The organism is Pseudomonas sp. DY-1 (assembly GCF_003626975.1).
Taxonomy (GTDB): domain Bacteria; phylum Pseudomonadota; class Gammaproteobacteria; order Pseudomonadales; family Pseudomonadaceae; genus Metapseudomonas.
This window is the reverse complement of sequence record NZ_CP032616.1, coordinates 2,398,597-2,417,538: the sequence shown is the minus strand read 5'-3', so window position 1 is coordinate 2,417,538 and position 18,942 is coordinate 2,398,597. Positions and strand designations below refer to the sequence as shown.

Below are 18,942 nucleotides of genomic sequence, written 5' to 3'. Positions count from 1 at the left end.
ATCTTGTGTCGCTTAATCGAAACAAACGTATAGAAATACGGCGTGTCTCGGGTGTAGCTGGCGTCGTCAAGGCGTGCTTGTCTGAATGTTGCTCGACGCTATCATTGCGCCCCCCCAAATCCATTCGTTACCAACCAACACAAAACAAGCCATGAACGATAACGCTAGCACCCTCTATGCCAAGCTGCTTGGCGAAACCGCCGCCATTACCTGGGAAGAGCTACAGCCCTTCTTCGCCCGTGGCGCGCTGCTCTGGGTCGATGGCGCCGAAGACCTGGTGGCCGTTGCCCTGGCCGTGGCCGAAGACGACAAGGCGCAGGTCGCGGCCTTTTTGGCCGCCGGCAAGCTCAGCAAGGTGGAGGAAGACCGTGCCCAGGACCTGCTGGCCCGCGATCCGAAGCTCTGGGCTGTGGTGGTGGCCCCCTGGGTTCTGATCCAGGAGCGGGACGAAGCGCCGACCCGTCACTGACGGAGCACGGATGGAGCCCAGGGACGGGCTCCAGGAGTGTGCCGCATGCCCGGTACTGCACCGGTCAGGGGCAGCGGCGAAATCGGTGGGGCGAGCTAGACTCAACCCACCTTCTACTTCTCTTTGATATCCACAGGGAGTGTCATCATGTTCGAACCAGGCCATGTACACCGGGCCAATATTCCCGGTATTCCTGGGCAGCAGGAATTCTCCATCGACCTTTATTACGAAGCTCGTCCTAACCCCAAGGAAGGCACCATGCTGCACTTCCGCATGGTGGGCGAGATCGCGGGCAAGCCTTTCGAGGAGGAGTTCGAGATGCACCGCGACACGGCATTCAACTTCGCTGCCGTGGTTTCCAAGGTGGCGGTCAAGAATGGCCTGAGCCCCAACAACACGCTGATCATGCGTAATCACAAGGAATACGACCTGATCTTCGAAGATATCCGCCGCGTGCTGGGTGCCGAACCCGGTGAGAAGGTGAACTTCGACCATCTCGAGAAAGACGGGTTCTGATCCTTGCTCCGGATGTAAGCCGCCTTGCGGTTTACACCTTTCCATCAAGGAGGCCTTTGGCCTCCTTTGTTGTTTCTGTGGGGGTGGAATCGCCCCCACAAGGCATCCACTTTGTGTTCGCACTATCTATGCACTGACCCAGCGTTGGCGCATCCAGCCGCTCAGGGCATCCACTCCCAGTACCAGAATCAGCATTGCCAGGATCACGCTGGCCGCCTGGGCTTCCTGGAACAGGGACAGGCTCATGTAGAGCATCTGCCCCAGCCCTCCGGCGCCGACGAAGCCGAGCACGCTGGCCATGCGGATGTTGTTCTCCCAGCGATAGAGCATGTAGGCCACCAGTTGCGGCCAGACCCCCGGCAGGGTGCCGTAGCAGAAGGCGGCAACTCGTCCGCCGCCATTCAGGCGGATGGCTTCGGCGGGTTCGGGCGGGGTGTTTTCCAGGGCCTCGGCGAACAGCCGGCCCAGCACGCCGGCGGTGTGCAGGGCCAGGGCCAGGGTACCGGCGTTCGGACCCAGGCCGGCAGCCAGGACCATCAGCGCAGCCCAAACCAGTTCAGGCACCGCACGTAGCGCATTCAGCAGCAGGCGCGCGGTCCCTTGGGCCAGGCTGCCGAAGCGGCCGGCGGCAGGCAGGGCGATGAGCAGGCCCAGCAGCGCCGCCAGCAGCGTGCCGAGGGCCGACATCGCGAGCGTCTCCAGGGCGCCCCAGCCGATGGCCTTGAGGTGTGCGGTGGAAAAGTCCGGGTGGAGGAAGCGCATGGCGTAGCTGCCCATCTGGTGCAGGGCGTCGCCACTGACCAGGGCGCCAAGGTCGACGCCCAGCCACACGAAGGACGCGACTGCCGCCGCCAGCAAGGCGACGATCACCAGGATATTGCCCGGCCTCACGCGAATCTCCCGCGCAGGAAGCGGCTGAGTTGGTCGGCCAACAGCACCAGGGCGAGGAAGGTCAGCAGCATGCTGGCAACTTCGCCGCCGGCGAACATGCGCATCGACAGGTCCATCTGCTGGCCCAGGCCGCCGGCGCCGACGAAGCCCATCACGACTGAGGCGCGCACTGCGCACTCCCAGCGGTAGACGGTGTAGGAAATCACTTCTGCCGCTGCGTTGGGCAGTACGCCATAGGCGAACGCCGCCAGACGTGGGCTGCCGGCGGCAAGCAGTGCGCGGGTGGGGCGTGGGTCGACGGACTCGAAGATCTCCGCGTAGACCTTGCCGAGCATGCCGCTGTAGGTGATGGCGATGGCCAGCACCCCGGCGGTGGGGCCCAGGCCCACGGCGCGGACGAACAGTAGTGCCCAGACGATTTCCGGAACACTGCGCAGGAAAATCAGCAGGCCGCGCACCGGCCAGCGCAACGCCTGCGCCCACCAGGCTGGGCGCCCGCCGCGGTGCAGGGCCGACAACGAAAGGGCTCGACTGGCCCAGAGGGAGGCGGGTAGGGCGATCAGCAGCGCCAGACTCATGCCTGCGGTGGCGATGGCCAGGGTTTCCAGCGTGGCGCGACCTAACAGATGAAGGAACTCCTCGCCGTGCTCGGGTGGCCAGAAGGCCGACAGGAATTGCCCCATGGTGCGGGCGTTGCCCTCATCCAGCAGCACTGCCGGGTTCAGTTCGCTCAGTTCCAGCCCAGGCCAGAGCAGCGCCAGGGCCAGTAGGGTGAGCAGTAGGCGGGGCAGCGCGGCGGGGTCGCGTGGTGTGGCTTTCAGCATCGCGGAATGTGCAGCACGGGGGCCGCTATGGGCGGCGAGGATGGGGTGTCGCCGTGCAGTTGCTCGTTGGCGTAGAGGGTATCCAGGTCAGCCTGGCTGACAGCTTCCCGCGGGAGGTCGAAGGCAACACGGCCGTCGCGTACGCCGATGATGCGCGGAAAATGTTTCAGTGCCAGCTCCACGGCGTGCAGACTCGCCAGCAGCGTGACGCCACGGCGACTGGCGTCGGCGCAGAGTACGTCGAGGGTGTGATCGGCGAGCACCGGGTCCATTGCGGAAACCGGCTCGTCGGCGAGGATCAATTCGGGTGCCTGGTAGAGCACGCGGGCGATGCCCACGCGCTGCAATTGGCCGCCGGAGAGCTGGTCGCAGCGCTCGAAGAGCTTATCGGCCAGATCCAGCCGTGCCAGGGCGGCCTGGGCGCCGGTGCTGTCCAGGGGATGCACCAGGCTGAGCAAGCCTTTGCCCAGGGACCATTGGCCGAGCTTGCCAGCCAGTACTGCGGTGACCACCCTTTGGCGTGGTGGCAAGGGCGGCGCCTGGTGCACCAGACCGATGCGCGCCCGCAGGCGCTGGCGCTCCCGCGCGGAGAGCGACCAAGGCGTCGCGCCGAGCAGTTGGAACTGCCCGGCGGCGGGTTTCAGGTTGGTGGCGAGCAGGCGCAGCAGGCTGGTCTTGCCGGCGCCCGATGGGCCGATGATGGCTACCCTTTCACCGCTACCGACAGTGAGATCGATGCCCCGGAGTGCAGGTTGGCCGTTGGCGTGGACCAGATCCACGCCATGCAGCGACAGGCTCACTTCAACAGGCCGGCCGAGCGTGCGGCTTCCTCGATGCCTTTGTAGTTCTCGGGCTTGGTCGGAATGAAACGGCTGGCGGCCTGCAGGTCGAGGATCGCCTTGTGTTCCGGATTGGCTGGGTCGAGCGCGAGGAAGGCCTGTTTGATTTTCTCGGCCAGGGCGGGGTCCAGGGTTCCGCGCACCGTCCAGTTGTAGTCGTAGTAGGTCGGGGTGGTGGCGAATACCTTCACCTTGCTGGTGTCGACCTTGCCGGCGTCCACCAGTTTCTGCCAGACGCTGGCGTTGAGCACGCCGCCATCGACCTTGCCGGCCTGGACCCAGGCCACTGTGGCGTCGTGGGCGCCGGAGTAGGCAACTCGGGAGAAGAACTGCTCGGGCACGATGCCGTCCTTCTGCATGAAGTAGCGCGGCATCAGGCTGCCGGAGGTGGAGGAAACCGAGCCGAAAGCGAAGGTCTTGCCCTTGAGGTCCTGCAGGGACTTCACTGCCGGGTCGGCGCTGATGAACTTGCTAGTGAACTTCTCGTCCTGCTCGCGTTGCACCAGGGGGATGGCGTTGCCGGTCTTCAGGCGAGTCTGGACGAAGGTGAAGCCGCCGAGCCAGGCCATGTCCAAACGGTCGGCCGCGAGGGATTCGACCACGGCCGCATAGTCGGCCACGGGAACGAACTCTACTTTCATGCCCAGTTGTTTTTCGAGGTACGCACCGAGCGGCTTGAACTTGCGCAGCAGTTCGGTTGGCGCTTCGTCGGGAATGGCCGAGACCTTGAGGACGTCGGCGGCCTGGGAAACAACAGCGGAAAAAGACAGTGCGATGCCTGCCACGAGGGCGAGAGAGCGTTTGAACATAGGATTCTCCGGTTCAATAGCGGAAAAGGCAGGCGGATTATAGTGAGCGCCCGGCGGCTTGGTAGCTTCACGTTGCTGGCCAGGCGTTTAAGATGTGCGTTTCGCTAATTGCCTGGAGCTTCGGCATGACCGATTCCCTGCCTTCCATCGCTTTCGCCGGCATCGGCCTGATGGGCCTGCCCATGACCCGCCGCCTGCTGGCCGCCGGTTACCCGCTGACCGTATGGAACCGCTCGCCAGAGAAGTGCGCGCCTCTGGTTGAATTGGGTGCACGCCGCGTGAAAGCACCGGCCGAACTGTGCGCCGAGGCGGACATTGTGATGCTCTGCCTGGCGGACACCCGCGTGGTACGCAAGGTGGTGTTCGGTGAGGGCGGCATTCTTGAAGGCGCTAAGCCGGGACAATTGCTGGTGGATTTCTCCAGCCTGGAACCTGCCGCCACCCGCGAGATGGCAGCCGATCTGGAGGCTCGTACCGGCATGCGTTGGATGGACGCGCCGGTATCCGGTGGTACGCCCGGTGCCGAGGCTGGCACCCTGGCGATCATGGCCGGCGGTCATGAAGACGATGTGGAGCGGGTGCGGCCGATCCTCGCCCACCTGGGCCAGCGACTGACCCGCATGGGTGCGGTCGGAGCCGGCCAGGTGACCAAGGTCTGCAATCAGATGATCGTGGCCTGCAACGCCCTGGTAATTGCCGAAGTGGTTGCCCTGGCGGAAAAGGCCGGTGTGGATGCGAGCCTGATCGCCACGGCGCTGGCCGGTGGCTTCGCGGATTCCAAGCCGCTGCAGATCCTCGCGCCGCAGATGGCCGCGAGCCATTTCGAACCCATCAAATGGCACGTGCGCACCCTGCTGAAAGATCTGGATACCGCAGTGCGCCTGTCTCGCGAGCACGACTCGGCAACGCCGCTCAGTGGCCTGGCGGCCCAACTGATGCGCCTGCACGGCAGTCAGGGCAATCTGGAACGCGATCCGGCTACGCTGGTGGAAATGTATCGGGAGAATCATTGATGAAGATCGCCGCGAACTTGTCCCTGCTGTTCACCGATCGCCCATTGATTGAGCGTGTCATAGCCGCCCGCGTCTGCGGATTTGACGGCGTCGAGGTGCAGTTCCCCTACGAGTTGCCGGCGATCCGCATGAAGGAAGTGCTGGAAGCAGCCGGCCTGCCGCTGGTCCTCTTCAACCTGCCGGCTGGCGACCTGATGGATGGCGGCCCTGGCCTCGCGGCCGTGCCGGATCGACAGGAGCAGTTCGACGATGCGCTGGCGCAGGCACTGAGCTACGCCGCCATGACTCGCCCGCGCTTCGTCAATGTGCTGGCAGGGCGGCAGGCCGAGGGCGTCAGCCGTGATCGAGCCTTGGCCTGCCTTGCGGCCAACCTGCGCAAGACAGCTGAAGCCTTTGCGGTGCTGCATATTGGCGTGGTGTGCGAGGCGATCAACCCGCTGGATATGCCTGGTTTCCTGATCAACACCCCGGAGCAACTGGACCGGTTGCTGCGCGATGTCGACCACCCCAACCTCAGTGCCCAGTACGACCTCTACCACATGGCCCGGCAGGGCGTGGACGCGGCGGCGGGTATTCGCCTGCTGGCTGGTCGCATCGGCCATGTGCAGTTCGCCGACTGCCCCGGCCGCGGTGAGCCGGGCACGGGCAACACCGACTTCGGCCCTGCCATGCGTGCCCTGCAGGAAGATGATTACCCCGGGTGGCTGGGAGCCGAGTACAAGCCCACCGGCGTCACTGCCGACACTCTGGGCTGGCTGCCGGACTGGAAGGCCAGGCTGGCCTGAGCCCACGAGAATCTATGTGGAACGTGCGCGAGTGGGAGCGAATTCATTCGCGATGCGAGTGGGCTGCCCGCTGGTGAACGCCTACGGGACTGCTGTGCAGTCCTTCGTGACTGAAGTCGCTCCTACAGATACCCCGATCGAATTGTTTCAGAGAGAGAACCATGACCGACCCCATACGCCTCACCCAGTACAGCCATGGAGCTGGTTGCGGCTGCAAGATTTCTCCCAAGGTGCTGGAAGTGATCCTTGCCGGCAGCGGCGCACAGAACCTCGACCCGAAACTCTGGGTAGGCAATGCCTCCAGGGATGATGCGGCGGTCTATGCGCTGGATGATGAGCGCGGCGTAGTTTCCACCACTGACTTCTTCATGCCGATTGTCGATGACCCCTTCGACTTCGGCCGTATCGCTGCCACCAACGCCATCAGTGATATCTACGCCATGGGCGGCGACCCGCTGATGGCCATTGCCATCCTCGGCTGGCCGGTGAACGTGCTGCCGCCGGAAGTCGCCCGCGAAGTGATTCGGGGTGGTCGTTCGGTGTGCGATGAGGCGGGAATCCCGCTGGCCGGTGGGCACTCCATCGATGCCCCCGAGCCGATCTTCGGCCTGGCCGTCACCGGCGTGGTGGACAAGCGCAACATGAAGCGCAATGACACCGCCACCGCTGGCTGCAAGTTGTACCTGACCAAGCCCCTGGGCATCGGCATCCTCACCACGTCGGAGAAGAAGGGCAAATTGCGCGAAGCCGACGTGGGCCTGGCCCGCGACTGGATGTGCACGCTGAACAAGCCTGGCAGTCGCTTCGGCAAGCTCGCCGGCGTCAAGGCGATGACCGACGTCACAGGCTTCGGCCTGCTTGGCCACCTGGTGGAAATGGCCGACGGCAGTGGCCTGACCGCCCGTATCGATTACGCCAAGGTGCCCAGCCTGCCGGGCGTGGAGTACTACCTGGAACGCGGCTGCGTGCCCGGTGGGACCCTGCGCAACTTCGAGAGCTATGGCGACCGCCTGGCGCCGCTCGCAGAAGTGCAGAAACTTCTGCTCTGCGACCCACAGACCAGCGGCGGCCTGCTGGTGGCGGTGGCGCCGGAAGGAGAGGCGGAGTTTCTGGCCGTGGCCGAGGAGCTCGGCCTGCAACTGGCGCCCATCGGCCAGTTGCACGAGCGACAGAGTCTCGCGGTCGAGGTGTTCTGATGCGTCCGGACACCTCGAATTACCGCGAAATCTTCCTCGATGACCTGCCGATGATGGATGCCCGCGCCCCGGTGGAATTCTCCAAGGGCGCCTTCCCCCATACGGTCAACCTGCCGCTGATGACCGACATCGAGCGGCAGAAAGTGGGGACGTCCTACAAGCAGCATGGCCAGCAGGCGGCCATTGCCCTGGGCCACCAGCTGGTGAGCGGCGCGACCAAGGCGGAGCGCATCGAGGGTTGGGCTGCCTTCGCCCGCGCTAATCCACAGGGTTACCTCTACTGCTTCAGGGGCGGTCTGCGTTCGCAGCTGGTGCAGGAGTGGTTGAGGACGGAAGCGGGGATCGAGTATCCGAGGGTGAGAGGCGGCTACAAGGCGATGCGGACCTTTCTCCTGGAAACGACCCAGGACGCAGTCAACCAGTGCGATTTCGTGCTGGTGGGCGGCCTGACCGGCACTGGCAAGACCGATGTGATCGCGCATCTGGCCAACAGCCTGGACCTCGAAGGCCACGCCAACCACCGAGGTTCGAGCTTCGGTAAGCGCGCGACTCCCCAGCCCGCGCAAATCGATTTCGAAAACGCACTGGCCATCGACATCCTCAAGAAGCGCGCCGCCGGCCATGAACAGTTCGTGCTGGAAGACGAGGGGCGCATCGTCGGTAGCTGCTCGGTGCCGCTGGAGTTGTACCAGGGCATGCAGCAATACCCGCTGGTCTGGCTCGATGACAGTTTCGACGACCGGGTGGAGCGTATCCTGCGGGATTACGTGGTCAACCTCTGTGCCGAGTTCATCGCCACCCACGGAGACGAACACGGCTTCACCCGCTTCGCCGAGCGCATGCGCCAGAGCCTGGACAATATCCTCCGGCGCCTGGGCGGCGAACGTCACCAGCGGTTGTCGGCATTGATGGAGGCTGCCCTTGCCGAGCAGGAAGCCACCGGCAATGTGGAGCTGCATCGTGGCTGGATCGAAGGTTTGCTGCGCGAGTATTACGACCCGATGTATGCCTTCCAGCGCGAAAGCAAGTCGACCCGGATCGAGTTCGCCGGCGAACAGGCAGCCGTCCTCGAGTATTTGCGTCATCGCCAGTCGGCGCGCCGCTGACCGCGACTTCAGGCCGGGCTGGAGTCCTTGGGGCGCAGTGGCAGCACATTGCTGCCGCTCAGTCCGTAGGAGCTACGCAGGAAGGCTTCGATGGCCTCCAGCGACTGTGGGCGACTGAGCAGGTAGCCCTGGATGTAGTCGCAGCCTTGGCCATGGAGAAACTCCAGCTGTTCGCGAGTCTCCACCCCTTCGGCCACCACGTGCAGATGCAGGGTGTGGGCCATGCCGATGATGGCCTGGACGATCTCCATGTCGGCATGGCTGCCGGGGATGTCCATGACGAAGGAACGGTCGATCTTGAGCGTATCCAGGGGCAGTCGCTTCAGGTAAGCCAGGGATGAATAGCCGGTGCCGAAGTCATCGATGGAAATGCTCACGCCGAGGCTGCGAATGCGCTCCAGCAGGTACAGCGCCTGGTTGACGTTGCACATCAGGGCGTTTTCGGTGACCTCCAGCTCCAGCCTTTGCGGCCGTAGCCCGCTTTCCTCCAGGACACGCTGCACTTCGTCCGCCAGTTCATTGCGGCTGAGGTTGAGCGCCGAGCAGTTCACCGCCACTCGCAAGTCGTGGAATCCCTTGGCGGCCAGGCTGGCCAGGTCGCGACAGGCGCGGCGCAGCACCCAGCCGTCCAGTTCGGCGATGAAGCCATTGGCTTCGGCCACACCGATGAAGCGGTCGGGAGAGAGCAGGCCAAGTTGTGGATGCTGCCAGCGCACCAGGGCTTCCAGCTTGGTTACCTGGCCGCTGTTCAGGTCCAGGATGGGCTGGTAGTTGAGGAACAGGCCCTGATCCCTGGCCAGCGCCAGGTGCAGTTCTTCCTCCAGTTGCAGCTCGAATGTCGCCTTGTGCTTCAGGTGGTGGCTGAAGAAGTGGAGGTTGTTGCGACCGCTGCTCTTGGCCTGGTAGAGCGCGAGGTCGGCGTGCTTGAGCAGTTCCTCGCAGGTCTCGCCATCATCCGGAAAGAGGCTGATGCCGATGCTGGTGGTCATGGTGACATTGCGCCCGGCCAGGGTGATGGGCTCCTTCATGCGGTGCATGATGCGTTGGGACAGCGCCTTGGCTTCCATCAGGCTACCGAGGCTGGCCAGCACGCAGAACTCATCTCCTCCCAGGCGCGCGATGACATCCTCCCGGCGCAGTACGCTGCGTACCCGCTCTGCCACGACCTTGAGCAACTCGTCTCCGGCGTCGTGGCCGAGGCTGTCGTTGACGCGTTTGAAATGGTCCACGTCCAGGAACATTACGGCCAGCGGTTGCTTGTACTGGGCGTGCTGTTGAAGCTTCTCGACGAAGAAATCGTTGAATGCACGACGGTTGGGCAGGTTGGTGAGGGCGTCGTAATGGGCGACGTTCTGCAGTTTGACCTTAACCTGCTCCAGTTCCCGCAGCAGGTTGTTGACGTGTTGCAGGTCACGTTCCTTGCGTTGCAGCTTCTTGTCGGCCCAGGCCACGCACAGGGCGAACACCAGCACCATGCCAGCGATCACCGCGAGGCTGAGGCCGAGCTGTAAGGCATTGTCGGCTTGTTTGAGGTGAAGTTCGGTGCCCGCGGGAACCGCCAGTTGCAGGGCCAGCATGCCGGTGAAGTGCATGCTGCAGATGGCGCCGCCCATGGCCAGGCTGGCGGGAATCTTCAGCAGTTGGTGGCCTTCGCTGCGCTCACGGAAGAATGCGGAAAGCAGCATGGCAGCCAGGCTGGCGGCCACGGCTACACCCACAGATACGACGACCATGACGGGGTGATAGTACTGGGTCGCCACCGAGCGGATCGCGGCCATGCCGCTGTAGTGCATTAGGGTGATGCCAAGGCCGATTGCCAGTGCCGCCGCGAGGTAGTGGCGGGGTTCGACGTTGGTCCGGCCGAGGGTGTACATGCCCACCAGTGAGGCGGAAACCACCATGACCAGCGAGAGCGTGGTGGTGGGGATGTCGTAGTCGATGGTGATAGGCGCTTCGAAGGCCAGCATGGCGATGAAGTGCATCGCCCAGATGCCGCCCCCAAGGCACCAGGCCCCAAGCCAGCACCAGCGCCGCCGGGTTTCCGGTTGCTGCGCATGGGCCACTCGTTCAGCCATGTCGAACGCGCAGTAACCGGCGCCTGAGGCGACGAGGAAGGCCAGCAACACCAACCAGCTGTTATGGGTGCAAGCCAGGAGGATCTGGCCGTCCGCAGGAAGATCGGTACCGAAGCGCAGACCCAGCCAGTCCATAGAGGGCGTTCCCATGCAGACTATTGAATATTCGGGGGAGGGAGTGCTTGCTGGCACCGTGCCTTCAGTATAGCCAGCGGTTGGCCGCTTCCTGAGACGATCGTACCTTGGCGCTGAACGGTAGTTCGCGAGGGATGACCGGCCAGCAGGGCTGTTCGTCCCGGCAGCATCGGGTTACATAAATCCCACGAATTTTCGCAGACAGTGGCCGGCCGCACGCTCTAGATTGCAGCCTGGACCCCGGCTTGCGGTTATCCGGGCGCCTTACAACAACAACGAGACCGACTCATGCAGCAATCTCTTCAAGCGGCCAATGCCTGGCGCGTGCTCTTCCTGCTTTTTCTGGCCAACCTCTTCAATTTCTTCGACCGGACCATCCCGGCCATCATCATCGAGCCGGTGCGCCACGAGTGGAGCCTGAGCGATTTCCAGCTGGGCTTGATCGGCACTGCCTTCACCCTGGTTTATGCGATAGCTGGCGTGCCGCTTGGACGCATGGCCGACACTGGCGCGCGGAGGAAGATCATGGGCTGGGGCCTGGCGGTGTGGAGCGGCCTGACGGCCGTGAACGGCCTGGCCTGGAACTTCTGGAGCTTCCTGCTGGTACGCATGGGGGTGGGCATTGGCGAGGCCAGCTACGCGCCGGCTGCCAACTCGTTGATCGGTGATCTTTTCCCCGCCCACAAGCGTGCCCGTGCCATGGGCATCTTCATGCTGGGCTTGCCGCTGGGGCTGGTGCTGGCGTTCTTTACCATCGGTGCGATGGTGAAGGCCTTCGACAGTTGGCGTGCGCCGTTCTTCATCGCCGCTGTGCCAGGGATCATCCTGGCGATCTTCATGTTCTTCATCAAGGAACCTGCCCGTGGCGCCGCCGAGGCTGTGCAGGTGTCCACTGCAACCCCAATGGACAAGCCGCTACGCCGGGTGCTGGCGATCCGCACATTCTGGTGGCTGACCGTTGCGGGCCTGACCTACAACTTCGCCACTTACGCCACCAACTCCTTCATGGTGCCGATGCTGCAGCGCTACTTCCTGATGCCCCTCGAGCAGGCGGCAGTCGCCACCGGCATCATTACCGGCCTGACCGGATTGGTTGGCCTGACCCTGGGGGGCTGGGTGGCGGATAAAGTGCATCAGAAGTCTGAACGTGGCCGTCTTCTGCTGGCGGCATTCAGCATGGCGGTGGCGGCTGTCTGCACTGGCTATGCCCTGTTCGCCGGACGCATCGAGATCGGCCTGTTCGTAGGAGTGTTCAGCCTGGGCTGGCTGTTCGCCTACAACTTCTATACCTGCGTCTACACCGCCATCCAGGATGTGGTGGAGCCGCGCCTGCGGGCTACCGCGATGGCGCTGTTCTTTGCCGGTCTCTACCTGCTCGGCGGCGGTCTCGGCCCGGTAGTGGTGGGGCTGCTGTCGGACCATTACTCCCAGGCGGCGATGCTGGCGGCCGGTGCCAGCGAAATGAACGAGACGTTCAAGGCCGTGGGGCTGCATAACGCAATGTTCCTGGTGCCGGTGGCACTCACCCTGACCATGCTGGCGCTGTGCCAGGCGGCACGCTGCTTCGTGCGCGATGCGGCGAACATGCGCCAGGGGATGGTGGCAGCCGCGGCCTGACAGTACTCCGTAAGCAAGAAGGCCCGCATTTCTACGGGCCTTCTTGTTAGTGGGGTTCTCTCCTGTGGGGGAGTGGACCGGCCAATTACCCCGCTACCAGCACCCGGATCGACTCCAATCGCAGCGCGGCCTTGTCCAGCAGTTGCTGGCCTTCGTCACGCTGGTGGCGGACGGCTTCCAGCTCGCTGTCGCGCACACTCGGGTTGACCGCCCGAAGTGCGGTGAGGCGGGCCAGTTCTTCGTCCAGTTCGGCCTTCAGACGGCGCTTGGCTTCGGCAACGCGCTCGGCATGGCGCGGGGCGATCTTGGCTTCGGCGGCGTTGATTTGCGCTGCGAGCACGTCGCGCTGGGCCTGGACGAATTTGTTGGCGCTGCCGCGCGGCACGCTTTCCAATTGGTCGTTGAGGGTGTCGAAGGCCACCTTGGACGCCAGGTCGTTACCGTTGCCATCCAGCAGGCAGCGCAGGGCCTTGGGTGGCAGGAAGCGGCTCAGTTGCAGGGCACGCGGGGCGACGGCTTCGCTGACATAGAGCAGTTCCAGCAGCACGGTGCCGGGCTTGAGCGCCTTGTTCTTGATCAGCGCCACCGCGGTGTTGCCCATGGAGCCGGAGAGCACCAGGTCCATGCCGCCCTGCACCATGGGATGTTCCCAGGTGAGGAATTGCATGTCCTCGCGGGACAGGGCCTGGTCGCGGTCGTAGGTGACGGTCACGCCTTCGTCGTCGCCGAGGGGGAAGCCGGCGTCCAGCATCTTCTCGCCAGGCTTGAGCACCAGAGCATTCTCGGAGTGGTCTTCACTGTCGACACCGAAGGCTTCGAACAGAGACTCCATATAAAGAGGCAGGGCGAACTGGTCGTCCTGGTCGAGAATGTCCTCGACCAGGCGCTCGCCTTCGCCGGCACCACCGGAGTTGAGTTCCAGCAAGCGGTCGCGGCCGTTGTGCATTTCACCTTCCAGGCGTTTGCGCTCGGCTTCGGCTTCGCTCACCAGGGCATCCCAGGCGCTGTCATCACCCCCTTCGAGCATCGGCAGCAGACGCGGTCCGAACTTGTGCTGGATGGCGCTGCCGGTAGGGCAGGTGGCGAGGAAGGCGTTCAATGCCTGGTGGTACCACTGGAACAGGCGCTCCTGCGGACTGGTTTCCAGATAGGGCACATGGAGTTGGATGGTGTGTTTCTGGCCGATCCGGTCGAGGCGGCCGATGCGTTGTTCCAGCAGGTCCGGATGGGCCGGCAGGTCGAACAGCACCAGATGATGGGCGAACTGGAAGTTGCGGCCCTCGGAGCCGATTTCAGAGCAGATCAGCACCTGGGCACCGAATTCCTCGTCCGCGAAGTAGGCGGCGGCGCGATCGCGCTCGAGGATACTCATGCCTTCGTGGAATACGGTAGCCGGGATGCCGGAGCGCACGCGCAGCGCGTCTTCCAGGTCCAGGGCGGTTTCCGCGTGGGCACAGATCACCAGCACCTTGAACTTCTTCAGCATCTTCAGGGTGTCGATGAGCCATTCGACGCGCGGATCGAAGCGCCACCAGCGTTCGGTTTCGTCGCTGTTGTCCTGCTGGGACTGGAAGCTGACTTCCGGGTAGAGATCAGGGTGCTCGCCGATAGGCAGCTCCATGTACTCGACCGGGTTGGGCAGCGGGTAGGGGTGCAGCTGGCGCTCGGGGAAGCCCTGCACGGCGGCGCGGGTGTTGCGGAACAGCACGCGGCCAGTGCCATGACGGTCGAGCAACTCGCGCACCAGGCGTGGTGCGGCTTCTTCGTCGCCACCGGCAAGGGCGTGCAGCAGACCTTCGCCTTCTTCGCCGAGGAAGCCCTTGATGGTTGCTTCGGCCTTGGCGCTCAGGCGGCCCTGGTCCAGCAGTTCCTGGACGGCTTCGGCCACCTGGCGATAGTTGGCGCTTTCCGCACGGAAGGCCTCCAGGTCGTGGAAACGGCTCGGGTCCAGCAGTCTCAGGCGCGCGAAGTGGCTTTCCAGACCCAGCTGTTCCGGGGTGGCGGTGAGCAGCAGGACACCGGGGATGACCTCGGCCAATTGCTCCACAAGACGGTACTCAGGGCTGGCCTGCTCCGGATGCCACACCAGGTGGTGCGCTTCGTCGACGACCAGCAGGTCCCAGCCGGCGGCAAAGGCTGCATCCTGGGCGCGGTCGCTGCTCTTGAGCCACTCCAGGGACACGAGAGCCAACTGGCTGTCTTCGAAGGGGTTGCTGGCATCGCTCTCGGCGAAGCGTTCGGCATCGAACAGGGCGACCTGCAGGTTGAAGCGACGGCGCATTTCTACCAGCCATTGGTGCTGGAGGTTCTCCGGTACCAGGATCAGTACCCGGCTGGCGCGGCCGGAGATGAGCTGGCGGTGGATGACGAGGCCGGCTTCGATGGTCTTGCCCAGGCCTACTTCGTCGGCCAGCAGTACGCGCGGCGCAACGCGGTCGGCTACCTCACGAGCAATGTGCAACTGGTGGGCGATCGGCTGGGCGCGGGCGCCGGACAGACCCCAGAGGGAGGATTGCAGCAGGCGCGAGCGGTGTTCCAGCGTGTGGTAGCGCAGGGCGAACCACTTGTGCGGGTCGATCTGCCCGGCGAACAGGCGATCGTTGGCCAGGCGGAACTGGATGAAGTTGTTCAGCTGGGTTTCCGGGAGGATGCGAGGTTCGTTCTGGGCAGTGATGCCGTGATAGATCAACAGCCCATCGATATCTTCGACTTCCTGGACATTGAGCTTCCAGCCGTCGAAGTGGGTGATCTCGTCGCCCGGAGCGAAGCGCACGCGGGTCAGCGGCGCATTGCGCAGCGCGTACTGGCGGGTCTCGCCAGTGGCCGGGTAGAGCACGGTGAGCAGCCGGCCATCCGATGTCAGGATGGTTCCGAGCCCAAGCTCTGCTTCGCTGTCACTGATCCAGCGTTGCCCCGGTTGATACTGCTGCGCCATGCGTGTCTCCCTGAATTGAAAAAAGCCGCGTATGTTAACGGAACCGAAGGCGCAGGGCGACGCCGGATACGGGCCGTATATCCGCAGAAGTTTAGCGAGCGCCGGTAAAGAAACCCCCCAAGTGGCCGACAGACTGACCAAAGGAGGGCGCGATCATGTTGCCACCCATTCCGCAGGGCCTGGTCCCCGTCACGGCCCAACAGGACGTGGTCAAGCCGCGTCCTGACATCGCGCCCGTCACTCCCATGCAGGAGAGTGCGCAGGAAAGCGCCGTGGGCCTGGACAAGCGCCATCCCCAGGAGGCCGAGGAACTGCTGCGCGAAGAGCAGCGTCGTCGTCAGCGGAGAGGTTATTCGCCCCAGGAACTGGCGGCCGGAGAGGTCGCCGAGGAAGATCAGGCCGTTCTCCAGGAGCTGCCACGTCAGGGGCTATGGGTGGATGTGGAGGTCTGAGGCGCGCAAAATGAGGCGTCTTGATTCCTGAAGCCTATACCGGTGGATCTGTTCGACGATATTCCCCTTCAGTTGCCAAACGCCGAGCTGCACTACGAGCCACACTTCCTTTCTCCGGACGTGGCCAGTGACTGGCTGGCGCGTTTGGTGGCCGAGACTGCCTGGGAGCAGCCACAGGTTCATCTGCATGGCCGCTTTTATCCGGTTCCCCGATTGGTGGCCTGGTACGGTGATGCCGAGGCCAGCTACCGCTATTCCGGCCTGACCCACGAGCCGCTGCCCTGGACGCCGTTGCTGGCGGAGATTCGCGCGCGGATCGTGGCGGCGGTGGGGCAGCCCCTGAATGGCGTGCTGCTCAACTACTATCGTGACGGTCAGGACTCCATGGGCTGGCACAGCGATGACGAGCCCGAGCTTGGCCGCAATCCGTTGGTCGCCTCGCTCAACCTGGGCGGCACCCGTCGCTTCGACCTGCGGCGCAAGGGTGGCAATCGCATCGAACATTCCCTGGAACTTGGCCATGGCGCACTACTGGTCATGAGTGGGCCGACACAGCATCATTGGCAGCACCAGGTGGCGAAGACCCGTACCGCTTGCGCCCCCCGTCTCAACCTCACCTTCCGATGGATTCGCTGATGAGCAACGACGACAACCTGATCGATTTCGGCGCCGAGCGCGACAAGCGCATCCATGACGTCCACGACAAGCGTCTGAACGACATGCGCAAGGCCTTCGAACAAGCCATGCCACTGTCCAAGGGCAAGAAGCCGAAGAAACCGAAGAAACGCTGAGAACCGCTCCTTTTCCTGCCCATTGTGGGAGCGAATTCATTCGCGAATGAATTCGCTCCCACTGTTCGTTTTGCCCCTCCCGCTTCCTGCCAGATGCTCCGAAAATTGACTTGGATCAGTGCCCTGGCAGGCTTGCCGCGGGCGCTCCAGGGCTATTGATCCAGATCAATTTCTCCTCCCTGCCGTGCGGGTAACTTGAACCCATCGAAGCAACAACGCCACAACGCAGGAGGCAGATCATGTTCGTCGATACAGTGGTTCTCGCCGGTATAGGCACCGTCGGTCTCATGGTCGCTTTCTTCGCCGGTGTTGGTTACTTCATCTGGAAGGACTCGCACAAACGCAAGCCGCGTTGAGTTTTCTGGGTTTACAGGCACGCAAGGCACCTCGGGCGACTTCGGTCGCCCATTTTTTTGTCCCCACTTTTCTTCCTCCGCAGCCCGCGCCAGACTGGCGCCATGTCGATCCAGCCCCTTTCCCGCCTCAATGAACTCGACCCGCAGCAGTGGGATGCCCTTCTGCCGGACGATCAGCCATTCGTGCGCCACGCCTTTTTATCCACCCTTGAAGAAAGCGGCAGCGTGGGTGGTCGCAGCGGATGGCATCCTGCCCACCACTTGCTGCGCGGATCGAAGGGCGAGTTGCGTGCCGCGTTGCCGGCTTACCTGAAGAGCCATTCCTATGGCGAATACGTATTCGACTGGGCCTGGGCCGATGCCTGCCAGCGCGCGGGCATCCCCTATTACCCCAAGTTGTTAGCGGCCGTGCCCTTTACCCCGGTGGGAGGCGCGCGCGTGCTGGCGGTGAATGACGCCGCAGCGAGCGAACTGCTTGATGCGGTAGTCGTCGATGTAGCCACTGACAATTTGTCCGGACTGCATATCAACTTCACCGACTCTTTTGCCGACCACCATTTGCGCGGGCGCGAAGGCTGGTTGGAGCGCTTGGGTTGCCAGTTTCACTGGCGCAACCACGGGTACCGGGATTTCCAGGATTTCCTCGACGCGTTGAGTTCACGCAAGCGCAAGCAGATCCGCAAAGAGCGCGAACAAGTAGCGGGGCAGGGGATCGAGTTCCAGTGGCGCCAAGGCCGGGAGTTGGATGAAGCGGATTGGGATTTCGTTTACGCCTGCTATGCCAACACCTACCGGGTGCGGGGCCAGGCGCCATACCTGACGCGAACCTTCTTCAGCCTGCTGGCGGAGCGGATGCCGCAAGCCATTCACGTGGTGTTGGCGCTGCAGGCAGGCCGGCCAGTGGCCATGGCATTTTCGCTACAGGGCGGAGACACCCTCTACGGGCGATATTGGGGTTGTCTGGCGGAGTTCGACAGGCTGCATTTCGAAACCTGTTTCTACCAGGGAATCGATCAGGCGATAGCCACGGGTCTGCAGCGCTTCGATGCGGGTGCTCAGGGCGAGCACAAATTGATTCGGGGATTCGAGCCAGTGATCACCCGCTCCTGGCACTGGCTCGCCCACCCCGGCTTGCGGGCTGCTGTGGGTGATTTCCTAGTGCAGGAGCGGGTTGGCGTGCTGGCCTACGCCGAGGAGGCGCGAGGCTTGCTGCCATATCGGCAGGATTGATCAGCCGATCTGGGGGAGGTCGGGAGTGGCGGTGCTGCCACCCCACTCGAGGAAGCGGAGCTTGTGGACTTCGCCCTCGCTGTCTTCGTAGACGAGCGTGACGGGCACTACACCGGTCTTCTGGGAGGTGTCGGTGCGGTGCAGCACTTTCTGGATATCGACTTCCATCCCGTAGTGGTAATCCACCGGCGCGATGCCGGAGCCTTGATTCTGGGGGCCATCCTGGGCGAATACGCTGGGCGCGAGGCTAGTGAGCAGGGCGCTTACAACCGAGGCCATTTTCATAAGGCTTGTTTTCCTCTGTTGGGTTTCGCTTACAAGGGACTTAATCTGACCGACTGAAAACGGTTAGTTCAGCGCCCACGATCCGAGTGCCTCGTCTGAGCGTTTTTTGATCATTCGCAATTGCCCAAGCTTGAGGGGTTGCGACCGTTTGTCGCAGTTCCTGAAAAAATTGATCGTGGTCTACCTCGTACCGCGGTGCCATGTACGAGAAGCCGGGTACCCGGAGAAGGGGCGCCCGGCTCATTTTTCTCAGCTGTTGCTGGTATGGCTGCCCCATTCGAGGAAACGAACCTTGTGCAGGTCGCCCTGGCTGTCCTCGTAGACCATGGTTACCGGAACCACGCCTGCACGCTGTGTTGCGTCGGTGCGATAAAGGACGCGCTGCACGTCCAGTTCCATGCCGTAGTGATAGTCGACTGCGGGAATGCCGGCGCCTACGTCACGATGGTGGTCCTGGGCGAACACACTTGGAGCGAGGCTGGCGAGCACGGCGCTGACGGCGGATGCGATCTTCATGGGCTGATCCTCTCGGGTTCCATGGTGGGTTTGAGGTGAAACCGGATACGGGGTCCATATGACCAGCCAGATGCGCCAGGTTGAAATCGAAGCGCCTTGTAT

The 18,942-nt window shown here is 63.4% G+C and carries 20 protein-coding genes; 12 read left to right on the top strand and 8 right to left on the bottom strand.

What is annotated here, in order from left to right:
- The first annotated feature begins 151 nt into the window (after positions 1-151).
- Both D6Z43_RS11525 and D6Z43_RS11520 read left to right on the top strand, forming a co-directional pair.
- Complete coding sequence (locus D6Z43_RS11525) at positions 152-469, top strand: DUF2288 domain-containing protein (RefSeq protein WP_028626688.1); 318 nt, start codon at positions 152-154, stop codon at positions 467-469.
- A 147-nt stretch (positions 470-616) separates the two neighbouring features.
- Positions 617-985, top strand: coding sequence for a DUF5064 family protein (locus D6Z43_RS11520; RefSeq protein WP_120652208.1), 369 nt, complete (start codon positions 617-619; stop codon positions 983-985).
- Positions 986-1,111: 126 nt separating this feature from the next.
- On the opposite strand, the gene phnE is transcribed toward D6Z43_RS11520, so the two are convergent.
- Genes phnE through D6Z43_RS11500 form a run of 4 tightly spaced genes read right to left on the bottom strand, consistent with a single transcriptional unit; the run spans position 1,112 to position 4,348 of the window.
- Positions 1,112-1,876 (bottom strand): phosphonate ABC transporter, permease protein PhnE, encoded by a 765-nt coding sequence (phnE, locus tag D6Z43_RS11515; protein ID WP_120652206.1) that lies wholly within the window; start codon positions 1,874-1,876, stop codon positions 1,112-1,114.
- On the bottom strand, positions 1,873-2,700 hold the full coding sequence (locus tag D6Z43_RS11510; RefSeq protein WP_120652204.1) for an ABC transporter permease: 828 nt from the start codon (positions 2,698-2,700) through the stop codon (positions 1,873-1,875). The genes phnE and D6Z43_RS11510 overlap by 4 nt, the downstream gene beginning before the upstream one ends.
- Complete coding sequence (locus D6Z43_RS11505) at positions 2,694-3,500, bottom strand: phosphonate ABC transporter ATP-binding protein (RefSeq protein ID WP_120652203.1); 807 nt, start codon at positions 3,498-3,500, stop codon at positions 2,694-2,696. Before D6Z43_RS11505 ends, D6Z43_RS11510 begins: the two co-directional genes overlap by 7 nt.
- Positions 3,497-4,348 (bottom strand): putative selenate ABC transporter substrate-binding protein, encoded by an 852-nt coding sequence (locus D6Z43_RS11500; protein ID WP_120652201.1) that lies wholly within the window; start codon positions 4,346-4,348, stop codon positions 3,497-3,499. The genes D6Z43_RS11505 and D6Z43_RS11500 overlap by 4 nt, the downstream gene beginning before the upstream one ends.
- Before the next feature lie 125 nt (positions 4,349-4,473).
- On the opposite strand from D6Z43_RS11500, the gene D6Z43_RS11495 reads away from it, so the two are divergent.
- From D6Z43_RS11495 to mnmH, 4 genes are all read left to right on the top strand, one after another.
- Positions 4,474-5,361: an NAD(P)-dependent oxidoreductase gene (locus D6Z43_RS11495; RefSeq protein ID WP_120652199.1), complete on the top strand. Its 888-nt coding sequence runs from the start codon at positions 4,474-4,476 to the stop codon at positions 5,359-5,361.
- Positions 5,361-6,146 (top strand): hydroxypyruvate isomerase family protein, encoded by a 786-nt coding sequence (locus tag D6Z43_RS11490; protein ID WP_120652197.1) that lies wholly within the window; start codon positions 5,361-5,363, stop codon positions 6,144-6,146. The genes D6Z43_RS11495 and D6Z43_RS11490 overlap by 1 nt, the downstream gene beginning before the upstream one ends.
- Positions 6,147-6,307: 161 nt before the next feature.
- Complete coding sequence (gene selD, locus D6Z43_RS11485; protein WP_120652195.1) at positions 6,308-7,342, top strand: selenide, water dikinase SelD; 1,035 nt, start codon at positions 6,308-6,310, stop codon at positions 7,340-7,342.
- On the top strand, positions 7,342-8,448 hold the full coding sequence (gene mnmH / locus D6Z43_RS11480) for a tRNA 2-selenouridine(34) synthase MnmH (protein WP_120652193.1): 1,107 nt from the start codon (positions 7,342-7,344) through the stop codon (positions 8,446-8,448). The genes selD and mnmH overlap by 1 nt, the downstream gene beginning before the upstream one ends.
- An 8-nt stretch (positions 8,449-8,456) precedes the next feature.
- On the opposite strand, the gene D6Z43_RS11475 is transcribed toward mnmH, so the two are convergent.
- Complete coding sequence (locus D6Z43_RS11475) at positions 8,457-10,658, bottom strand: bifunctional diguanylate cyclase/phosphodiesterase (RefSeq protein WP_120652191.1); 2,202 nt, start codon at positions 10,656-10,658, stop codon at positions 8,457-8,459.
- Positions 10,659-10,946: 288 nt separating this feature from the next.
- Between D6Z43_RS11475 and D6Z43_RS11470 the strand changes: the two genes are divergently transcribed.
- Positions 10,947-12,275: an MFS transporter gene (locus D6Z43_RS11470; protein ID WP_120652189.1), complete on the top strand. Its 1,329-nt coding sequence runs from the start codon at positions 10,947-10,949 to the stop codon at positions 12,273-12,275.
- A gap of 85 nt (positions 12,276-12,360) precedes the next feature.
- Here D6Z43_RS11470 and rapA read toward each other — a convergent pair whose 3' ends face one another.
- Complete coding sequence (gene rapA / locus D6Z43_RS11465) at positions 12,361-15,210, bottom strand: RNA polymerase-associated protein RapA (RefSeq protein ID WP_120652187.1); 2,850 nt, start codon at positions 15,208-15,210, stop codon at positions 12,361-12,363.
- Positions 15,211-15,365: 155 nt separating this feature from the next.
- Here rapA and D6Z43_RS11460 point away from each other — a divergent pair, with 155 nt between their 5' ends.
- From D6Z43_RS11460 to D6Z43_RS11450, 5 genes are all read left to right on the top strand, one after another.
- Positions 15,366-15,662, top strand: a complete 297-nt coding sequence (locus D6Z43_RS11460; RefSeq protein WP_120652185.1) for an aspartate-semialdehyde dehydrogenase — start codon at positions 15,366-15,368, stop codon at positions 15,660-15,662.
- A 42-nt stretch (positions 15,663-15,704) separates the two neighbouring features.
- Positions 15,705-16,298 carry an alpha-ketoglutarate-dependent dioxygenase AlkB gene (locus D6Z43_RS11455; protein ID WP_120652183.1) on the top strand — a complete coding sequence of 198 codons (594 nt, stop codon included), beginning with the start codon at positions 15,705-15,707 and terminating at the stop codon, positions 16,296-16,298.
- A complete protein-coding gene (locus tag D6Z43_RS27905; protein WP_162945836.1) occupies positions 16,298-16,453 on the top strand; it encodes a hypothetical protein in 156 nt (51 codons plus the stop codon). Before D6Z43_RS11455 ends, D6Z43_RS27905 begins: the two co-directional genes overlap by 1 nt.
- A 239-nt stretch (positions 16,454-16,692) precedes the next feature.
- Positions 16,693-16,809 carry a cytochrome c oxidase subunit CcoM gene (gene ccoM, locus D6Z43_RS28560; RefSeq protein WP_280359762.1) on the top strand — a complete coding sequence of 39 codons (117 nt, stop codon included), beginning with the start codon at positions 16,693-16,695 and terminating at the stop codon, positions 16,807-16,809.
- A gap of 102 nt (positions 16,810-16,911) precedes the next feature.
- A complete protein-coding gene (locus D6Z43_RS11450; RefSeq protein ID WP_120652181.1) occupies positions 16,912-18,039 on the top strand; it encodes a GNAT family N-acetyltransferase in 1,128 nt (375 codons plus the stop codon).
- Here the strand turns inward: D6Z43_RS11450 and D6Z43_RS11445 are convergent, their stop codons facing one another.
- Entirely contained in the window at positions 18,040-18,324 is a 285-nt protein-coding gene (locus D6Z43_RS11445) for a DUF2790 domain-containing protein (protein WP_120652179.1), read from the bottom strand.
- A gap of 249 nt (positions 18,325-18,573) precedes the next feature.
- Positions 18,574-18,840, bottom strand: coding sequence for a DUF2790 domain-containing protein (locus D6Z43_RS11440; RefSeq protein ID WP_120652177.1), 267 nt, complete (start codon positions 18,838-18,840; stop codon positions 18,574-18,576).
- Between the last annotated feature and the right edge of the window lie 102 nt (positions 18,841-18,942).